Raw genomic sequence first — 15,484 nt, 5'->3', positions numbered from 1 at the left:
GACACGAGGGGAAGACAAATGACACTGAGTGTGAAGGAACGTCGGAACAAGACGGCCACCGTGCTCGTCGCCACCGGCGAGATCAACAGCGAGACCTCGGGCGCACTGCTCCAGGCCCTGCTGCCGCTGGTCCGCGAGGGCCGGCCGCTGCGCATCGACCTCACCGCCGTCGACTACGTCTCCAGCGCGGGTCTGCGCACCCTGCTCGTCGTCTACCGCGAGGCGCAGCACGCCGGCGTCGCGGTGACCCTGTACGGGGTGAGCGAGGAGGTCCGGTTCGTCATGTCGGCCACCGGCTTCCTCGACTTCTTCTCGGCAGGCGAGGCCGCGGCCGCCGAGGCCAAGGCCAAGGCGAAGGCCGCGCGATGACCGAGTCCCGGTCCGAGCAGGTGCTGCGCGTCGACGCGTACCCGACCCACGAGGTGGGCGGGTACCGCGTCCGGGCGGGCAAGCCGTACCCCTTCGGGGCCAACGTGGTCCCCGGCGGGGTCAGCTTCTCCGTCTTCTCCGACCAGGCCACCTCCATGACCCTGGTCCTGTTCCGGCGCGGCGAGGCCGAGCCGATGGCCGAGTTGGAGTTCCCGGAGGAGTTCCGCACCGGCAGCGTCTTCGCCATGACGGTCTTCGGCCTCGACCACGAGAACATCGAGTACGGATACCGGGCCGACGGCCCCTACGACCCCGTCACCGGGCACCGCTTCGACGCCCGCCAGATCCTCTCCGACCCGTACGCCCGGCTGATCGCCGGCCGCGACGTGTGGGGCGTGGAACCCGACCGCGGCCGCGGCTACCAGTACCGCTCGCGGGTCTGCCTCCAGGACTTCGACTGGGCCGACGACACCCCGCTGAGGATCCCCGCCGAGGACCTCGTCGTGTACGAGGCCCACGTGCGCGGCTTCACCCGACACCCCTCCTCGGGGGTCACCGCCCCCGGCACCTTCGCGGGGCTGCGCGAGAAGATCCCGTACCTGCGGGAACTCGGGGTCAACTGCGTCGAGTTGCTGCCGGTGTTCGAGTTCGACGAGAGCGACAACCCGCGGAGCAACCCGGAGACGGGCGAGAAGCTCTACGACTACTGGGGCTACAACACGGTGTCGTTCTTCGCGCCCAAGGCCGGCTACGCGGCCACCGGACGCTACGGGATGCAGGGCGACGAGTTCCGGACCCTGATCAAGGACCTGCACGCCGCCGGCATCGAGGTCATCCTCGACGTCGTCTTCAACCACACCGCCGAGGGCAACGAGCAGGGCCCGACGATCTCCTTCAAGGGGCTCGACAACGCCACGTACTACATGCTCACGCCCGAGGGGTACTACTTCAACTTCAGCGGCACCGGCAACACCGTCAACTGCAACCACCCCGTCGTGCGCAACTACGTGCTCGACTGCCTGCGCCACTGGGTCGCCGACTACCACATCGACGGCTTCCGCTTCGACCTCGCCGCCATCCTCGGCCGGTCCGCGGACGGCACCCCGCTGCCCAACCCGCCGCTGCTGGAACTCCTCGCCTACGACCCCGTCCTGCGCCACACCAAGCTCATCGCCGAGGCCTGGGACGCGGGCGGCCTCTACGAGGTCGGCAACTTCCCGGCGTACGGCCGCTGGGCGGAGTGGAACGGAAAGTACCGCGACACCGTCCGCAGCTTCCTCAAGGGCGATCCCGGGGTGACCGGGGAACTCGCCACCCGCATCGCCGGCTCGCCGGACCTCTACTCCGCACGCGGTACCTCCGCGTCGGTCAACTTCCTGACCGCGCACGACGGTTTCTCGCTCGCCGACCTGGTCTCCTACAACGACAAGCACAACGAGGCCAACGGCGAGGGCAACAACGACGGGGGCAACGACAACGCCAGTTGGAACTGCGGCGTCGAGGGGCCGACCGACGACCCGGCCGTCAACGCGCTGCGCGAGCGCCAGATGAAGAACGCCCTCGCCATCCTCTTCACCAGCCAGGGCATTCCGATGCTGCTGTCCGGGGACGAGGTCGCACGCACCCAGCAGGGCAACAACAACACGTACTGCCAGGACAACGAACTCTCCTGGTTCGACTGGGACCAGGTCGACGAGAACGCCGAACTGCTGCGGTTCACCCGCGAGATGATCGCCTTCCGCAAGCGCCACCGCGAGCTGCGGGCCACCGTCCACCCCACCGGCCGCATGCGCGACGGCCTCGGACTTCCGGACATCAGCTGGCACGGGGAGCGGGCCTGGCAGCCCGACTGGTCCGGCGACAGCCGGCTGTTGGCGGTGGCCCGCTGCGGCACCGGCGACGACGACGTGGTGTACGTGGCCATGAACGCGCACTGGGAGTCGCACGACCTGGAACTGCCCGCCCTGCCGGGAGGCCGGAGCTGGCACCTGTTCGCCGACACCGGCAACGAGGCTCCGTACGACATCAGCACCCCCGGGGTGGAGCGGGAACTCGACAACGCCGGCAAGTACCTGATCGGCCCGCGCTCGGTGGTGATCCTCGTGGGCCGCGCGAACGATCCCGAGACGACCGGGACCCTCTGACCGAAGGAGACCTGACATGCCGCTTTCCGTGTCCCTGAGCATCGAGGGCGACACCACCGTGATCGAACTGACGGGCGAGCTGGACGCCAAGACCGCACCGGAGTTCCACCAGACCATCGAGAAGGCCGCCGGTCACGGCACCAGCACCGTCGAGATCCGGATGGCCGGCGTCGGCTACATGGCGAGCGCCGGACTGCGCTCACTGGTCTTCGCCCAGCAGAAGGTGGCCGACCACGTCACCATCAAGGTGGTCGGCGCCATCGAGCCCGTCTCCCGGACCATCCGCACGGCCGGACTGGACCGGAGCATCATCCTCACCGATGGGTGACGGCCGTGGGTGACATGGTCGAACTGGCGAGGAAGCCCTGTGTGCTGGAGGTGCCCGCGACGGTGGGGGCACTGGGCGACATCGCCGCGTTCGTCCTGCGGCTGGCCGGCCGGGCCGGGCTCGACAAGAGGGCCACGTACCGGATCCGGCTGGCCGTGGACGAACTGGCCACCAACATCGTGATGCACGGATACCGGGGCGGCGACGGACGGATCACCGTCCGCGGCTGCTCCGGCCCGGACGGGGTGCGGATCGTGATCGAGGACACCGCGCCCGCGTTCGACCCCGTCGCAGGGCGCCTGCCCCCCGCCACCGGGGTCCCCCCGCAGCGGCGGCGGGTCGGCGGCCTCGGCATTCACCTCGCGCTGACCAGCGTGGACGCATACCACTACGCACGCAGGGACAGCCGCAACATCAGCACGCTGACCGTGAAGGCCGAGGGGACGGATCCATGCCCTCCACGACCGTGATCATCCTTGACGAGTACCCCCCGCCCCCGGCCGAACTGCTCGACGCACTGCGGCTGATGGACACGGAACCCGTCTCGCGCACGCTGTCGCAACTGCTGCACGACCGCCCGCAGACGCTGCCCGTCGCCGACGTGCTGCTCGCCCCGGCCGAGGCCGACGGGGAGTCCGTACGGGCGGCCGTGCGCAGGCTGCGCCGCCGGGCCGGCGCCCCCATCGTGGTCGTCTGGACGGTGGCCGCGTTCACCGCGCTGGAGGAACACGTGCGGCTCGGGCACGACTACCTGGTACCGCCGTTCCTGCCGGCCCTGGTGGGGGCGCGACTGCACAGTTGTTCCGAGCGCGCCGGACTCGGCCGCACCCTGCGGGAGGCCGACGCCCGCGCTGAACTCATGGGATACGAGAAGGAGTTGGAGATCGGTCGGGAGATCCAGGCGGGCTTCCTGCCCGAATCGCTGCCCGTCCCGGACGGCTGGGAGATCGACGTCTGCTTCCGGCCCGCCCGCCAGGTCGCCGGGGACTTCTACGACGTCTTCGAACTCTCCCGGGGACGCCGCCTCGCCGTCGTCGTCGCCGACGTCTGCGACAAGGGCGTCGGCGCGGCGCTCTTCATGGCGCTGATCCGCTCACTGCTGCGGCACACCGCCGAGAACAGCGGCCTCCAACACCTGATGGCGGCGGGCCGTACCGGAGGGGGCCGGCGCACCCCCGTCGTCGGCGCCACCCCCCTGCTCAACGCGGTCACCGCCACCAACGGCTACCTCACCCGCAACCACCTCAGACAGGGCTACTTCGCCACCCTGTTCTTCGGCGTGCTCGACCCGCTCACCGGAAGCCTCGTCTACATCAACGGAGGCCACAACCCGCCCCTGCTGCTCTCCGGCTCGGGCGACGTACCCGTCCCGCTGAACGTCACCGGACCGGCCGTCGGGGTGCTGCCCGACTGCGTCTACACCCTCGGCTACGCCCAGGTGAACCCCGGCGACACCCTCTTCGTCTTCACCGACGGGGTGCCGGAGGCGCGCTGTCCCGACGGGGCCTTCCTCGGGGACGCGCGGGTGCTCGAACTGCTCGCCGGCCCCCCGGTGAGCGGGAAGGACACGGTCGAGCGGATGGACCGGGCGGTGCGCGAGCACACCGGCGCCGCCGAACAGCACGACGACGTCACCATGCTGGCCCTGCACCGGCCACGTGCGGCGCGGGGGCCGCACGCGGACGGAGCCGGTCGCAAGGTGGTGGCCTAGATGACCCGGACCATCGCGGCGCACTCGCACCGCGGCGGCACCGGGAAGTCCTCGGCCCTGGCCAACCTCGCCCTGCTGATCGCGGCCGGGGGACGCCGGGTGGGGGTGGTCGACACCGACATCCAGTCGCCCACCCTGGACCTGCTCTTTCGACTGCCACCCGGCGCGGGCTCGCTCGCCGACTACCTGCTCGGGCGCTGCGAGATCGAGGCCGCGGCCCAGCGGACCCGACTGCCCGGGCTGTACGTCGTACCGGCCCGGACCGGGACCCCGGCCCTGCGCGAACTGATGTCCACCGGGTACGACGTGGGGCTGCTGCCGGAGGGCTTCGACCGGCTGGCCGGGCACTTCGCACTCGACGTGCTGCTGCTCGACACCCACGCCGGCCTCAACAACGAATCGGTGACCGCGATGGCGAGCGCCGACGTGGTGATGATCATGGCGCGGGCGGACCGGATCGACCTCTCCGGGGTCGAGGAGACCATCGCCCTCGTCGGCCGTCTGGCCTGCCGGCGAGCCCTGGTCCTGAGCATGGCGCCCGAGGGCACCGACCGGACCGCCGTCCGAAGGCGGGCCGAGGACGTCTACGGGGCGCCGCTCGCCGGAATCCTTCCGTATGTGCCGGAAATGGCGGCGCTCTACGGAGAACGCATATTCGCGGAAGCCCATCCCGACCACTCCCTGGTCGATGAATTCCGCGCGATCCTGTCGGCGTTGGACGCACGTGACGAAGTATCACGGGCCTGACGCCTCCCCCTTACGCCCCCAGCGGGGGGCGTGTTGAATCGGCAGCGAATCCAGAACAAGGAGAGAATCATGAAGATTCTCGTCGTCATGACGGCAAAGGCCACGCTCCACCTGTTGGACGGGGAACAACACCCCTCGGGATTCTGGGCCGAGGAATTCGTCGTCCCCCACGAGCTGTTCCGGGCCGCCGGTCACACCGTGGACGTGGCGACGATCGGCGGAGTGGCCCCCACCGTCGACCCGACCAGCGTCGACCCGCAGTTCCTCCAGTGGGTCCGCCCGGCGGGCTCCCCGAACGAGGACGCGGCCAACGCCGCCGAATACGTCCGGGTCATCGAGGAGACCGAACAACTGCGCCACCCCCTCGCGCTGGAATCCCTCGGCGAGAAGGACATCGCGGAGTACGACGGCGTCTACGTCAGCGGCGGTCACGGAGCCATCGGCGACCTGCCCAAGTCCGACGAACTCGCGCAGATCCTGCGCTGGGTCATCGCCCAGGACAAGCCGCTCGCCACCGTGTGCCACGGCCACACCGCACTCCTCGCCCTGCGCGACGGAGAGGGCCGCTGGCCCTTCGAGGGCTACCTGATGACCGCCTTCTCGCACAGCGAGGAACTGGTCACCAACATGGCCGGCCGGCTCCCGCTGATCCTGGAGGTCGAACTCACCCGGCTCGGCGCCCGGTACGAGAAGGCCGAGGCGATCTGGGACTCGCACGTGGTCGTGGACCGCGGGCTGACCACCGGCCAGAACCCGTACAGCTCGAAGGCCCTCGCCGAGACGTTCTTGCAGCAGCTCGCGAAGGGCTGACACGCCCCCGCACACGACACCGGAAGGCAGCCATGACCAAGCGCGAGCTGAGCGGCAAGCCCCTGGCCAACCCCGGGAAGCTGTTCATCGGCGGCCAATGGGTCCCGGCCCGGGACGGCCGCACCGAACCGGACGTGAGCCCCGTGGACGGGCAGGAGATCGTGCCGGTGGCCCAGGCCACCGCAGCCGACGCGGACGCGGCCGTGGCCGCCGCCCGCAAGGCGTACGAGGAAGGGCCCTGGAGCAGGCTGTCCGCCCAGGAGCGCGCGCTGCGACTGAACCGGGTCGGCGAACTCATCGAGCGGGACCTGGAGGAGATCGCGCTGCTGGAGACGGTGGACATGGGGAAACCCTTCGCCTTCTCCAGCACCGTCGACGCCCCGATGGCCGCACAGCTCATGCACTACTACGCCGGCGCGGTCACCCGGGTGGACGGTTCCTCCCGGGCGCCGGCCGGCGGACAACTCGCCTACACCCTGCGCGAACCGCTGGGAGTGGTGTGCGCCATCACCCCCTTCAACTTCCCGCTGCTGCTGTCGATGACGAAGATCGCCCCGGCCCTCGCGGCCGGGAACACGGTCGTCCACAAGCCCTCCCCGGCCACCCCGCTCACCGCGCTGAAGATCGCGGAGCTCTTCCAGGAGGCGGAGATCCCGGACGGGGTGCTGAACGTCATCACCGGTCCGGGGGTGGAACTGGGGGAGACCCTCACCGACCACCCGGACATCGACAAGATCGCCTTCACCGGCTCGACCGTCGTCGGCCAGGCCATCATCCGCAAGTCGGCCGGCACCCTGAAGAAGGTGACGATGGAACTCGGCGGCAAGTCCGCCAACATCGTCTTCGCCGACGCCGACCTCGACGCCGCCGAGGAACTCGCCTTCTTCGGCATCTACTACAACAAGGGCGAGATCTGCACCGCCGGCTCCCGGTTGCTCCTGCACCGCCCCATCCACGACGAGATGGTCGAACGGCTGGTCCGTCGGGCCGCCGCCCTCAAGCCCGGAGACCCCCGCGACCCCGGGACGCTGTTCGGTCCGCTGGCCCACCGCGGCCAGTTCGACAAGGTCAGCTCCTACATCGAGGTCGGCGAGAAGGAAGGCGCGATCCTGCGCACCGGCGGCGCCGGCTGGACCCCCGAGGGCGCCTCCAGCCAGGGCCTCTACTTCCTGCCGACCGTCTTCACCGGCGTCGACAACGGCATGCGGATCGCCCAGGAGGAGATCTTCGGCCCGGTCCTGTCGATCATCCCCTTCGACACCGAGGAGGACGCCGTGCGCATCGCCAACGACAGCGCCTACGGACTCGCCGCCGGTGTCCACACCAAGGACCTGCGGCGCGCCCACCGGGTCGCCTCGCAGATCAAGGCCGGCACGGTCTGGGTGAACTGCTACAACCAGTACGACCCCTCCGTGCCGTACGGCGGCTACAAGGCCTCCGGATACGGCCGCGAGTGCGGGCCCGAATCCCTGGAGAGCTACACCCAGACCAAGTCGGTCTGGATCGGCATGGACTGAACGACCCGCCACCGTTCACGGAGGTGCGTCAAGGCCCATTTCGCCGCGGGTGGCGACGGAAAAGCCAAAGGAATCGTCGCGGAAATCATCGCGGATCTCGAATTCGTGCCCGCGGAAACCGGACCGCTCCATTCCGGAGGAATTCTCCGACAGCCCGACGGTCCCCTCTTCGACAAGCCGCTCACGGAAGCGCAGGCGCTCGCATGGATCTGACACTGAATGTGAACGGAAGACCCAGGGAATTCACCGCCGAGCCGAACGAACTCCTCGTGGAACGGCTCCGCGACGGCCTGGGGCTGACCGGAACCAAGGTCGGCTGCGACACCGGACAGTGCGGTTCGTGCGTCGTGCGACTCGACGGCAGGTCCGCGAAGAGCTGCCTGGTCCTCACCGTCGCCGCCGCCGGCTCCGAGGTGACCACCATCGAGGGCGTCGCCACCCCGGGCGGCGAACTGACCGGACTTCAGGAGGCCCTGCGGCAGGAGCACGGCACCCAGTGCGGCTTCTGCACGCCCGGCATGGTCATGGCCCTGGGCGAACTCGTGGACAACACGGCGGACGGCGACGCCCCCACCGAACCCGAGATCCGCGAGTGGCTCACCGGGAACCTGTGCCGCTGCACCGGCTACCACAGCGTCGTACGCGGGGTGCAGCGCGCCTGCGCCGCCGCCCGGGCCGAGGCCCCCGCGACGGACGTCGTCGGCGACGCCATGGCCGACGCCGTGACCGCCGCGTCCGGACAGGAGGGTTGAGGGAGATGACCGCAGCGACGGGGGAGAACGTCCTTCAGGGACAGGGAGTGCTCGGTCAACCGTTGGACAGCCGCGAGGACCCGCACCTCCTGCGCGGCGAGGCGAAGTACGTGGCCGACATCGACCTGCCCGGCACGGCCCACATGGCCATCCTCGGCAGCCCGGTGGCCCACGCGAGGATCCTCTCGATCGACACCAAGGCCGCGGAAGGGTTCCCGGGCGTCCTGAAGGTGGCCACGGCCGCCGACTTCACCGACGTGATGCCGCTGCCCTGCATCTGGATACCCGGCGGGGTCGAGAGCCACTTCCCGCCCCATCCCTACGGGCTCCCCGGCGCCCGCCCGGTACTGACCGGCGACGCCGTCCGGCACGTCGGCGACCCGATCGCCGCCGTCGTCGCCGAGACCCCGCGCCAGGCCGCCGCCGCACTGGCCGCGATCCACGTGGAGTACGAGCCGCTGCCCGTGGTCACCCGGGCCGACGAGGCCCTGCGGGAGGGCGCGCCCCAACTGCACGAGGCCGTCCCCGGGAACCTGAACGCGTACTGGACCTGCGGCGACAAGGACCGCACCGACGCGGCCATCGCCGAGGCCGAGGTCACCGTCGAACTCGACCTGGTCAACCAGCGCACCATCAACAGCCCCATCGAGCCCCGCGGCGCGGTCGGCGACTACGACCCCACCACCGGCGAGTACACCCTGTACGCCACCACCCAGGGCCCGCACAACCACCGCTTCCTGCTCTCCGCGCTGGTCCTCGGCATCCCGTTCAACAAGCTCCGCGTCATCGCCCCGACCGTCGGCGGCAGCTTCGGCACCAAGGGCTACCTGTACCCCGACATGCCGCTCGTCCTGCTGCTCTCCAAGGCGCTGGGCCGGCCCGTGAAGTGGGTGGACACCCGCACCGGGCTGATGAACTCCACCGTCCAGGGCCGGGACCACCGCCAGCACGTGACCCTCGCCGGCACCCGCGACGGCCGGATCACCGCCGTGCGGGCCACCAGCCACGCCAACCTGGGCGCGTACCCCTCCACCATCGGCCCCGGCGTCGCCACCGCCCTGATGGGCCGCTCCATCAGCGGCATGTACGACATCGACGCGGCCTTCTGCGAGGTCTACGCCGCCTTCACCAACACCGTCCCGCTCGGCGCCCAACGCGGCAGCGGACGCGCCGAGGCGGCCTTCCTGATGGAACGCCTCGTCGACCGGTACGCGTCCGAGATCGGCATGGACCCGGCGGCCGTCCGCCGCAAGAACCTGGTGCCGAAGGAGAAGTTCCCGTACGACAACGGGCTCGGCTGGACCTACGACTCCGGGGACTACCGGCTGAACTTCGACCGGGCCATCGAACTGTCCGGCTACGCCGACATGCCCGCCCGCAAGACCGAGGCCCGCGCCCGCGGCAAGCGCCTCGGCGTCGGCATCGCCTCGTACGTCGCGATCTGCGGGGTCGGGCCGTCCACCCGGATGTCCAAGGAGGGCATGCTCGGCGGCACCTGGGAGAGCGCGAACATCCGCGTCCACCCGACCGGCGAGGTCACCGTCACCGTCGGCTCCGCCTCCACCGGCCAGAGCCACGGCACCGTCTTCGCACAGGTCGCCGCCGACGAACTCGGCATCGACCCGGACACCGTCCAGGTCCACGAGGGCGACACCCTCAAGGCCCCCTACGGGCAGGGCACCTACGGGTCCCGTTCCTACAGCATGGCCGCGCCCGCCATCGCGCTCACCGCCCGGAAGATCAAGAGCAAGCTGGTCAAGGCCGGCGCGGTCTTCCTCGGCGTCCCGGAGGAGAAGGTCGTCTACGCCGGCGGCAAGGTGTACGAAGAGGGCAACGAGGAGAACACCAAGACCTTCGCCGAACTGGCGATGGCCATGTGGTACGGCTGGGGGCTGCCCCCGGAGATCGAGCCGGCCCTCGACGAGACCACCCACTTCGACCCGCCGGACTTCAACTACCCCTTCGGCACGCACGTCGCCGTCGTCGAGATCGACGAACTGACCGGCGAGACCGAGGTCGTGGCCTACACCGCCGTCGACGACGCCGGAAACATCGGCAACCCGAAGGTGGTGCTCGGCCAGATCGAGGGCAGCATCGTGCACGGCCTCGGCCAGGCCCTGATGGAACACGCCGAATACGACGAGAACGGCCTGCTCCTCAGCTCCGATCTGGGCCACTACGCCCTGCCGAGGGCCTTCGACGCGCCGTTCTTCTCCCTCGACAAGACCACCACCCCGTCCCCGCACAACCCGCTCGGCGCCAAGGGGGCCGGCGAGATCGCCACCGTCCCGCCCGCCGCGGCCGTGGTCAACGCCGTCGTCGACGCGCTCTCCGACCTGGGCGTGATCCACATCGACATGCCCGTCACCCCCGAGAAGGTCTGGCGCCGCCTGAGAGGGGAAGCCCGGTGATCCTCACCGAATTCGACTACGCACGGCCCGTCGCCCTCGACGAGGCCCTGACCCTGCTCGCCGACGCCCCGGACGCCCGGGTCCTCGCCGGCGGCCAGAGCCTGCTGCCCGACCTGCGCTCCGGCGCCGACCGGGCCCGGCTGCTGGTCGACGTACGGCACCTGGAGGAACTCCGGGGCATCGCACGCACCGCCGACGGGCTGCGCGTCGGAGCGCTGACCACGCTCGCCGAACTGGCCGCGCACCCGCTGGTGGCGGCCGAGGCGCCCGAGCTGGCGGCCGCCGCCCGCGCCAACGGCGACCCCCAGGTCCGCAACCTGGGGACCGCCGGCGGGAACCTGGCCGCCGGCGGACGCGCCACCGACCTGCCGGTCGCCGCCATCGCCGCGGGCGCCGTCGTCGAACTCGCCGGCCCCGCGGGCCGCTCCACCCTCGCCGCCGAGCGGCTCGCCGTCTCCGGGGTGCCCGACGGCGCGGTGATCACCGCACTGCTGCTCCCGCCCGGCGGGCGGGCCGCCGCCTTCGAGAAGGCCCCGGACCGCGCCACCCGCTACCCGCTGTGCGCCGTCGCCGTACGGATCACCCCGGACGGCCCGCGGATCGCGGTCACCGGGGCCACCGCCCGCGCCCTGCGCCCGCGCGGCGTCGAGGAACGGCTGCGCGAAGGCCCGTACACCGCGGACACCGTCCTCGCGGCGTTCCGCGCCGAACCCCGGGAGCTGTTCGTCCCGGGACGCGGCACCTCCGCCGAGTACCTCGGCCACCTCGCGGGAGTGCTCACCGCCCGCGCGCTGGCGAGGGCCCAGGCACTCGCCTGACCACCGCACACCACGGGGGAGTTGACGCAGTGGCCGAACCGACCGAGACGACCGCGGGGGACATCGTGCAGCCGACCGGCCCGCCCGCCCGAGCGACCGCGGGCTCCGGCTTCCGCGTGGTGGGCGCGATCCTCGTCCTGCTGATGCTCTCCTCCTCCGTGCCCTCCGCCCTCTACGTGCTCTACCAGCAGCGGTGGGGCCTGTCGTCCGGCACCATCACGGTGGTCTTCGCCCTGTACGCCGTCACCGTGCTCGGCGGACTCCTGCTGTTCGGGTCGCTGTCCGACACCCTCGGACGGCGCCCCGTGCTCGGCGCCGCGCTGGTCCTGGCGATCGTCTCCATGGCCCTGTTCGCCGGGGCCCGGGGACTGGCGCTGCTGCTCGCCGCCCGCGCCGTACAGGGCCTGGCCGTGGGCCTGGCCACCGGCGCCATGGGCGCCGCCCTGCTGGAACTGACCCCGCGCTCACGGCCGGCACTCGGCGCCCAGGTCAACAGCGCGGGACCGACCGTGGGCATCGGGCTCGGCGGGCTCGGGGCCGGGCTGCTCGTCCAGTACGCGCCCGCCCCGACCGTGCTGAGCTACCTCCTGCTGATCGGCGCCTTCGCCGTCACGCTGGCGGGAGTGGTCCGGATGCGTGAGAGCGCTCCCGGGGCCGGTGGGCGGTTCCGCGTGGTCCCGCACCGGATCCGGGTGCCGGCCGCCTCCCGGGGCCGGTTCGCCGTGCTCGTGCTGACCATCGTGGCCGTCTGGTCGGTCGGCGGCTTCTACCTCTCGCTCGGGCCGCACCTGGCCCTGTCCCTGCTCCGGAGCACCAACTACCTCGTCGGCGGCGCCACCGTGGCCCTGCTCGCGGGCGCCGCCACCGGCGCCCAACTGCTCCTCGGCCGCACCGAGGCCCTGCGGACCGCCGTACTGGGACTGTGCGGACTCCTCGCCGGACTGGCCCTGGTCCTGCTGGCGCTGGGTCTCGGCTCGGCGCCGGTGTTCCTCGTCGCCACGGCCGTTCTCGGCTGCGGCTGGGGTGCGGCCTTCCTCGGCTCCTTCCGGGCGCTCAGCGCCCTCGCGGACCCCGCCCACCGGGGCGAACTGACCGCCGCCGTCTACGTCTTCGCGTACCTCGCCATGAGCGTTCCGGCGGTCCTCGCCGGAATGCTGACCAACATCCACGGACTGCACCGCACCTCGGTCGGTTTCATGGCCGCCGTCGCCGGGGTGTGCGCCCTGGCCCTGATCGTCACCCTGCGGCTGTCCGCCCGCGTCAGGGCCGAGGGGAGCACACCGTGAACACCGGACCGTGGAACACCGCGGAACTGCGATCGGCCCTGCGCGAACTGGAGATCTTCGAAGGGCTCACCGGGGAGCAGCTCGACTGGCTGGTGTCCGTCTCCGAACCCCGGGTCCTCGCCGACGGTCAGGTCCTCTTCCGCGACGGCGACGAGGCCACGTGCTTCCACGTCCTGCTCGCCGGCGGGCTGGTCGTCACCAAGGTGGTCGACGGGCGGGAGGAGGTCCTCACCCGACACTCCACCGAGGAGGAGAGCGCGGCCGCCGAGGAACACGACGGCAAGCCCACCGCCGCGCACCGGTTCACCGGGGAGCTGCCACTGCTGACGGACGGCTCGTACGTGGCGACCGCCGCCGCGAGCGGACCGGCTACCACCGTCGTCGGCTACCCGAAGGCGGTCTTCTTCGAGATGCTGACCCGCTGCCACGGGGTGGCCGCCGTACTCATCCCCGTGCTGGCCTGGCGGATCAAGTCCTCCGAGGTGCAGGCCCGCAAACGGGCCACGGTGGAGGCGCTCGGCACCCTCGCCGCGGGACTCGCGCACGAACTGAACAACCCGGCCGCCGCCGTGGCCCGGGCCGCGCAGGAGCTGGCCCCCGCACTGGAACGGCTGACCCTCACCGCCCATGCCTGGGGCGCGGCCGCCGGCGGGGCCGAGCGCGCCGTACTCGACCGACTGGCCGAGGAGCTGGACAAACTGCCGCCGCCGGAGACCAGCGACCCCCTGGCCCAGGCCGACGACGAGGAGGAGATCGCCGACCGGGCCGAGGACGCCGGCGCCGAACGGCCGGGCCTGCTCGGGGCGGTGGTCTCCGACCTCGGCGTGGGACGAGCCTGGCTGTGGTCACGGCTGGAGGGGATCGGCGAGGCCGCCCTGCCCGCCGCCCTGGACCATCTGGCGGCGCTGCTGGAGATCCGGTCGCTGGCCGCCGAGCTGCGGGCGGCCGGCCCGCGGATCTCCCAACTCGTGGCGGCCACCCGCGATTACGCCAATCTCGACCGGGCCCCCGAGCAGCGCTTCGCGGTGACCGAGGGACTGGAGAACACGCTGGTCGTGCTGCGCGCCAAACTCACCGGCATCACCATCGTGCGCGCGTACGACGAGAACCTGCCCGAACTGACGGGCTATCCAGGAGAGTTGAACCAGGTGTGGACCAACCTGGTCGACAACGCCGCCGAGGCCATGGGCGGCGCCGGCACGCTCACGCTGCGCGCCTTCGCCGAGGGCGTCTGCATGGTCGTGGAGATCGTCGACACCGGCCGGGGCATCCCCGAGGACGTCCTGCCGCGGATCTTCGAACCCTTCTACACCACCAAGGACGTGGGCAAGGGCACGGGCCTGGGGCTGCACCTCAGCTACCGGATCGTGACCCAGCGCCACCACGGGTCGATCGCGACCCGCTCCCGCGTCGGCGAGACCCGGATGGTCGTCCGGCTGCCGCTCGCCACGCCGCCGGCATCAACCGCCGAGCGGAACCACACCAGTTGAAACGGAGTCGAACATGCCCAAGTACGACATCGCCACACTGCACCCGGTCTTCGTCCGCCAGATGGAGGCGCTGGCCGCCCTGGACATCGAAGCGGTGATGAAGAACTACACCGACGACGCGGTCCTGTTGCGCTTCGAGGCGACCGCGGTGGGCATCGAGGCCGTTCGGGAGGCGCTCACCGGCTACCTCACCCTCAAGCCCACCCTGGTCGAGCTCCAGGACTACATCGAGACCGAGGACACCATCTTCTACCGGGCGATCATGAACCTCGACGGCGAACCGGAGCACGCGTTCGGGACACTCGTGGTCCGCGATGGCCGGATCTGGCGCCAGAGCGCCGGATTCGGCGGCTGAACCCGAATCTCTGGGTAGCGTGTGCGGGGAGGGCGCGACGGCGCCCTCTCCGCATGTTCGACCGATTGGCAAAGGGGAGGTCATGGAACGCGAAACCGCGCGGGTCGAGGCATTCAGTGACGGCGTATTCGCCATCGTCATCACGATCCTTGTTCTGGAATTAAAGGTTCCGGAGGAAACCGGAAGCGACTTCTGGCACGGTGTCGGGGAACAATGGCCGCACTACGCCGCATACGTGGTGAGTTTCCTGATCATCGGCGTCATGTGGGTCAACCACCACACGATCTTCAGTCACCTCAAGCGCGTCGACCGGCCGCTGTTGTTCCTGAACCTCCTGGTGCTGATGGTGGTGTCGGTCATCCCCTACACCACCACCGTCCTCGCCGAACACCTCGTCGAGGAAGGCGGCTCGGCCAACGCCGCCGCCGTTCTCTACAGTTCCATCACCGTGCTCTATGCCTTGGCCTTCCTGGCCTTCTGGTGGTATGTCACACGGGTCGGCCACCTCTTCCACGAACGCGTGGACAAGCAGGGCGCGCGAGCGACCCGGATGCGGTTCGGCCTCGGCGCGATCGCGTATCCCCTCACGGTGCTCTTGTCGTTCTTCTCCGCACCACTCACTCTTGTCGCACACTTCCTGATCGCGCTCTACTACGCGGCGAACCAGATCCCCATCCCGCTCGTGGTGGAGGAAGAGCGGCTCGAAACCGCCGGCGACCTCAGGAAGTAGCCGTCTCGGCCTACGG

General features: G+C 70.7%; 15 protein-coding genes. All 15 read left to right on the top strand.

Features of this window, described 5'->3' with window-relative positions; translation table 11 throughout:
* The first annotated feature begins 18 nt into the window (after positions 1-18).
* Positions 19-369, top strand: coding sequence for an STAS domain-containing protein (locus ACFYW3_RS16585; RefSeq protein ID WP_053676594.1), 351 nt, complete (start codon positions 19-21; stop codon positions 367-369).
* Entirely contained in the window at positions 366-2,513 is a 2,148-nt protein-coding gene (gene glgX, locus ACFYW3_RS16580) for a glycogen debranching protein GlgX (RefSeq protein ID WP_389386634.1), read from the top strand. Before ACFYW3_RS16585 ends, glgX begins: the two co-directional genes overlap by 4 nt.
* A gap of 16 nt (positions 2,514-2,529) precedes the next feature.
* Positions 2,530-2,841, top strand: coding sequence for an STAS domain-containing protein (locus ACFYW3_RS16575; protein ID WP_351752399.1), 312 nt, complete (start codon positions 2,530-2,532; stop codon positions 2,839-2,841).
* 14 nt (positions 2,842-2,855) lie between these two features.
* A complete protein-coding gene (locus ACFYW3_RS16570) occupies positions 2,856-3,311 on the top strand; it encodes an anti-sigma regulatory factor (protein WP_351752533.1) in 456 nt (151 codons plus the stop codon).
* The gene (locus tag ACFYW3_RS16565) at positions 3,293-4,552 is read left to right on the top strand and encodes a PP2C family protein-serine/threonine phosphatase (RefSeq protein ID WP_389386633.1); all 1,260 of its coding nucleotides are present in this window, start codon (positions 3,293-3,295) and stop codon (positions 4,550-4,552) included. Before ACFYW3_RS16570 ends, ACFYW3_RS16565 begins: the two co-directional genes overlap by 19 nt.
* Positions 4,553-5,299, top strand: coding sequence for a MinD/ParA family protein (locus ACFYW3_RS16560; protein ID WP_351752405.1), 747 nt, complete (start codon positions 4,553-4,555; stop codon positions 5,297-5,299).
* A gap of 69 nt (positions 5,300-5,368) precedes the next feature.
* Positions 5,369-6,109 carry a type 1 glutamine amidotransferase domain-containing protein gene (locus ACFYW3_RS16555; RefSeq protein ID WP_351752407.1) on the top strand — a complete coding sequence of 247 codons (741 nt, stop codon included), beginning with the start codon at positions 5,369-5,371 and terminating at the stop codon, positions 6,107-6,109.
* Between the two features lie 32 nt (positions 6,110-6,141).
* On the top strand, positions 6,142-7,626 hold the full coding sequence (locus ACFYW3_RS16550) for an aldehyde dehydrogenase family protein (RefSeq protein WP_351752409.1): 1,485 nt from the start codon (positions 6,142-6,144) through the stop codon (positions 7,624-7,626).
* Positions 7,627-7,829: 203 nt separating this feature from the next.
* Entirely contained in the window at positions 7,830-8,378 is a 549-nt protein-coding gene (locus ACFYW3_RS16545; protein ID WP_389386632.1) for a (2Fe-2S)-binding protein, read from the top strand.
* A gap of 5 nt (positions 8,379-8,383) precedes the next feature.
* Positions 8,384-10,789, top strand: coding sequence for a xanthine dehydrogenase family protein molybdopterin-binding subunit (locus ACFYW3_RS16540; RefSeq protein ID WP_351752411.1), 2,406 nt, complete (start codon positions 8,384-8,386; stop codon positions 10,787-10,789).
* Positions 10,786-11,607 carry an FAD binding domain-containing protein gene (locus tag ACFYW3_RS16535; RefSeq protein WP_389386631.1) on the top strand — a complete coding sequence of 274 codons (822 nt, stop codon included), beginning with the start codon at positions 10,786-10,788 and terminating at the stop codon, positions 11,605-11,607. Before ACFYW3_RS16540 ends, ACFYW3_RS16535 begins: the two co-directional genes overlap by 4 nt.
* Positions 11,608-11,636: 29 nt before the next feature.
* The gene (locus ACFYW3_RS16530; RefSeq protein ID WP_351752417.1) at positions 11,637-12,893 is read left to right on the top strand and encodes an MFS transporter; all 1,257 of its coding nucleotides are present in this window, start codon (positions 11,637-11,639) and stop codon (positions 12,891-12,893) included.
* Positions 12,890-14,383, top strand: coding sequence for an ATP-binding protein (locus ACFYW3_RS16525; protein WP_351752419.1), 1,494 nt, complete (start codon positions 12,890-12,892; stop codon positions 14,381-14,383). The genes ACFYW3_RS16530 and ACFYW3_RS16525 overlap by 4 nt, the downstream gene beginning before the upstream one ends.
* Before the next feature lie 13 nt (positions 14,384-14,396).
* A complete protein-coding gene (locus tag ACFYW3_RS16520) occupies positions 14,397-14,738 on the top strand; it encodes a nuclear transport factor 2 family protein (protein WP_351752422.1) in 342 nt (113 codons plus the stop codon).
* Between the two features lie 82 nt (positions 14,739-14,820).
* Positions 14,821-15,468 carry a TMEM175 family protein gene (locus ACFYW3_RS16515; RefSeq protein WP_351752425.1) on the top strand — a complete coding sequence of 216 codons (648 nt, stop codon included), beginning with the start codon at positions 14,821-14,823 and terminating at the stop codon, positions 15,466-15,468.
* The last annotated feature ends 16 nt before the right edge of the window (positions 15,469-15,484 follow it).

The sequence above is a fragment of the Streptomyces sp. NPDC002602 genome (assembly GCF_042889445.1).
Lineage (GTDB): Bacteria > Actinomycetota > Actinomycetes > Streptomycetales > Streptomycetaceae > Streptomyces.
This window is presented reverse-complemented; position numbering and strand designations above follow the sequence as displayed.

Bases quoted from the DNA above. Each gene is read 5' to 3' on its own strand.
- ACFYW3_RS16520 (WP_351752422.1), top strand. From the start codon at position 14,397: ATGCCCAAGTACGACATCGCCACACTGCACCCGGTCTTCGTCCGCCAG.
- ACFYW3_RS16515 (WP_351752425.1), top strand. From the start codon at position 14,821: ATGGAACGCGAAACCGCGCGGGTCGAGGCATTCAGTGACGGCGTATTC.
- ACFYW3_RS16545 (WP_389386632.1), top strand. From the start codon at position 7,830: ATGGATCTGACACTGAATGTGAACGGAAGACCCAGGGAATTCACCGCC.
- ACFYW3_RS16540 (WP_351752411.1), top strand. From the start codon at position 8,384: ATGACCGCAGCGACGGGGGAGAACGTCCTTCAGGGACAGGGAGTGCTC.
- ACFYW3_RS16560 (WP_351752405.1), top strand. From the start codon at position 4,553: ATGACCCGGACCATCGCGGCGCACTCGCACCGCGGCGGCACCGGGAAG.
- ACFYW3_RS16570 (WP_351752533.1), top strand. From the start codon at position 2,856: ATGGTCGAACTGGCGAGGAAGCCCTGTGTGCTGGAGGTGCCCGCGACG.
- ACFYW3_RS16550 (WP_351752409.1), top strand. From the start codon at position 6,142: ATGACCAAGCGCGAGCTGAGCGGCAAGCCCCTGGCCAACCCCGGGAAG.
- glgX (WP_389386634.1), top strand. From the start codon at position 366: ATGACCGAGTCCCGGTCCGAGCAGGTGCTGCGCGTCGACGCGTACCCG.
- ACFYW3_RS16555 (WP_351752407.1), top strand. From the start codon at position 5,369: ATGAAGATTCTCGTCGTCATGACGGCAAAGGCCACGCTCCACCTGTTG.
- ACFYW3_RS16565 (WP_389386633.1), top strand. From the start codon at position 3,293: ATGCCCTCCACGACCGTGATCATCCTTGACGAGTACCCCCCGCCCCCG.
- ACFYW3_RS16585 (WP_053676594.1), top strand. From the start codon at position 19: ATGACACTGAGTGTGAAGGAACGTCGGAACAAGACGGCCACCGTGCTC.
- ACFYW3_RS16575 (WP_351752399.1), top strand. From the start codon at position 2,530: ATGCCGCTTTCCGTGTCCCTGAGCATCGAGGGCGACACCACCGTGATC.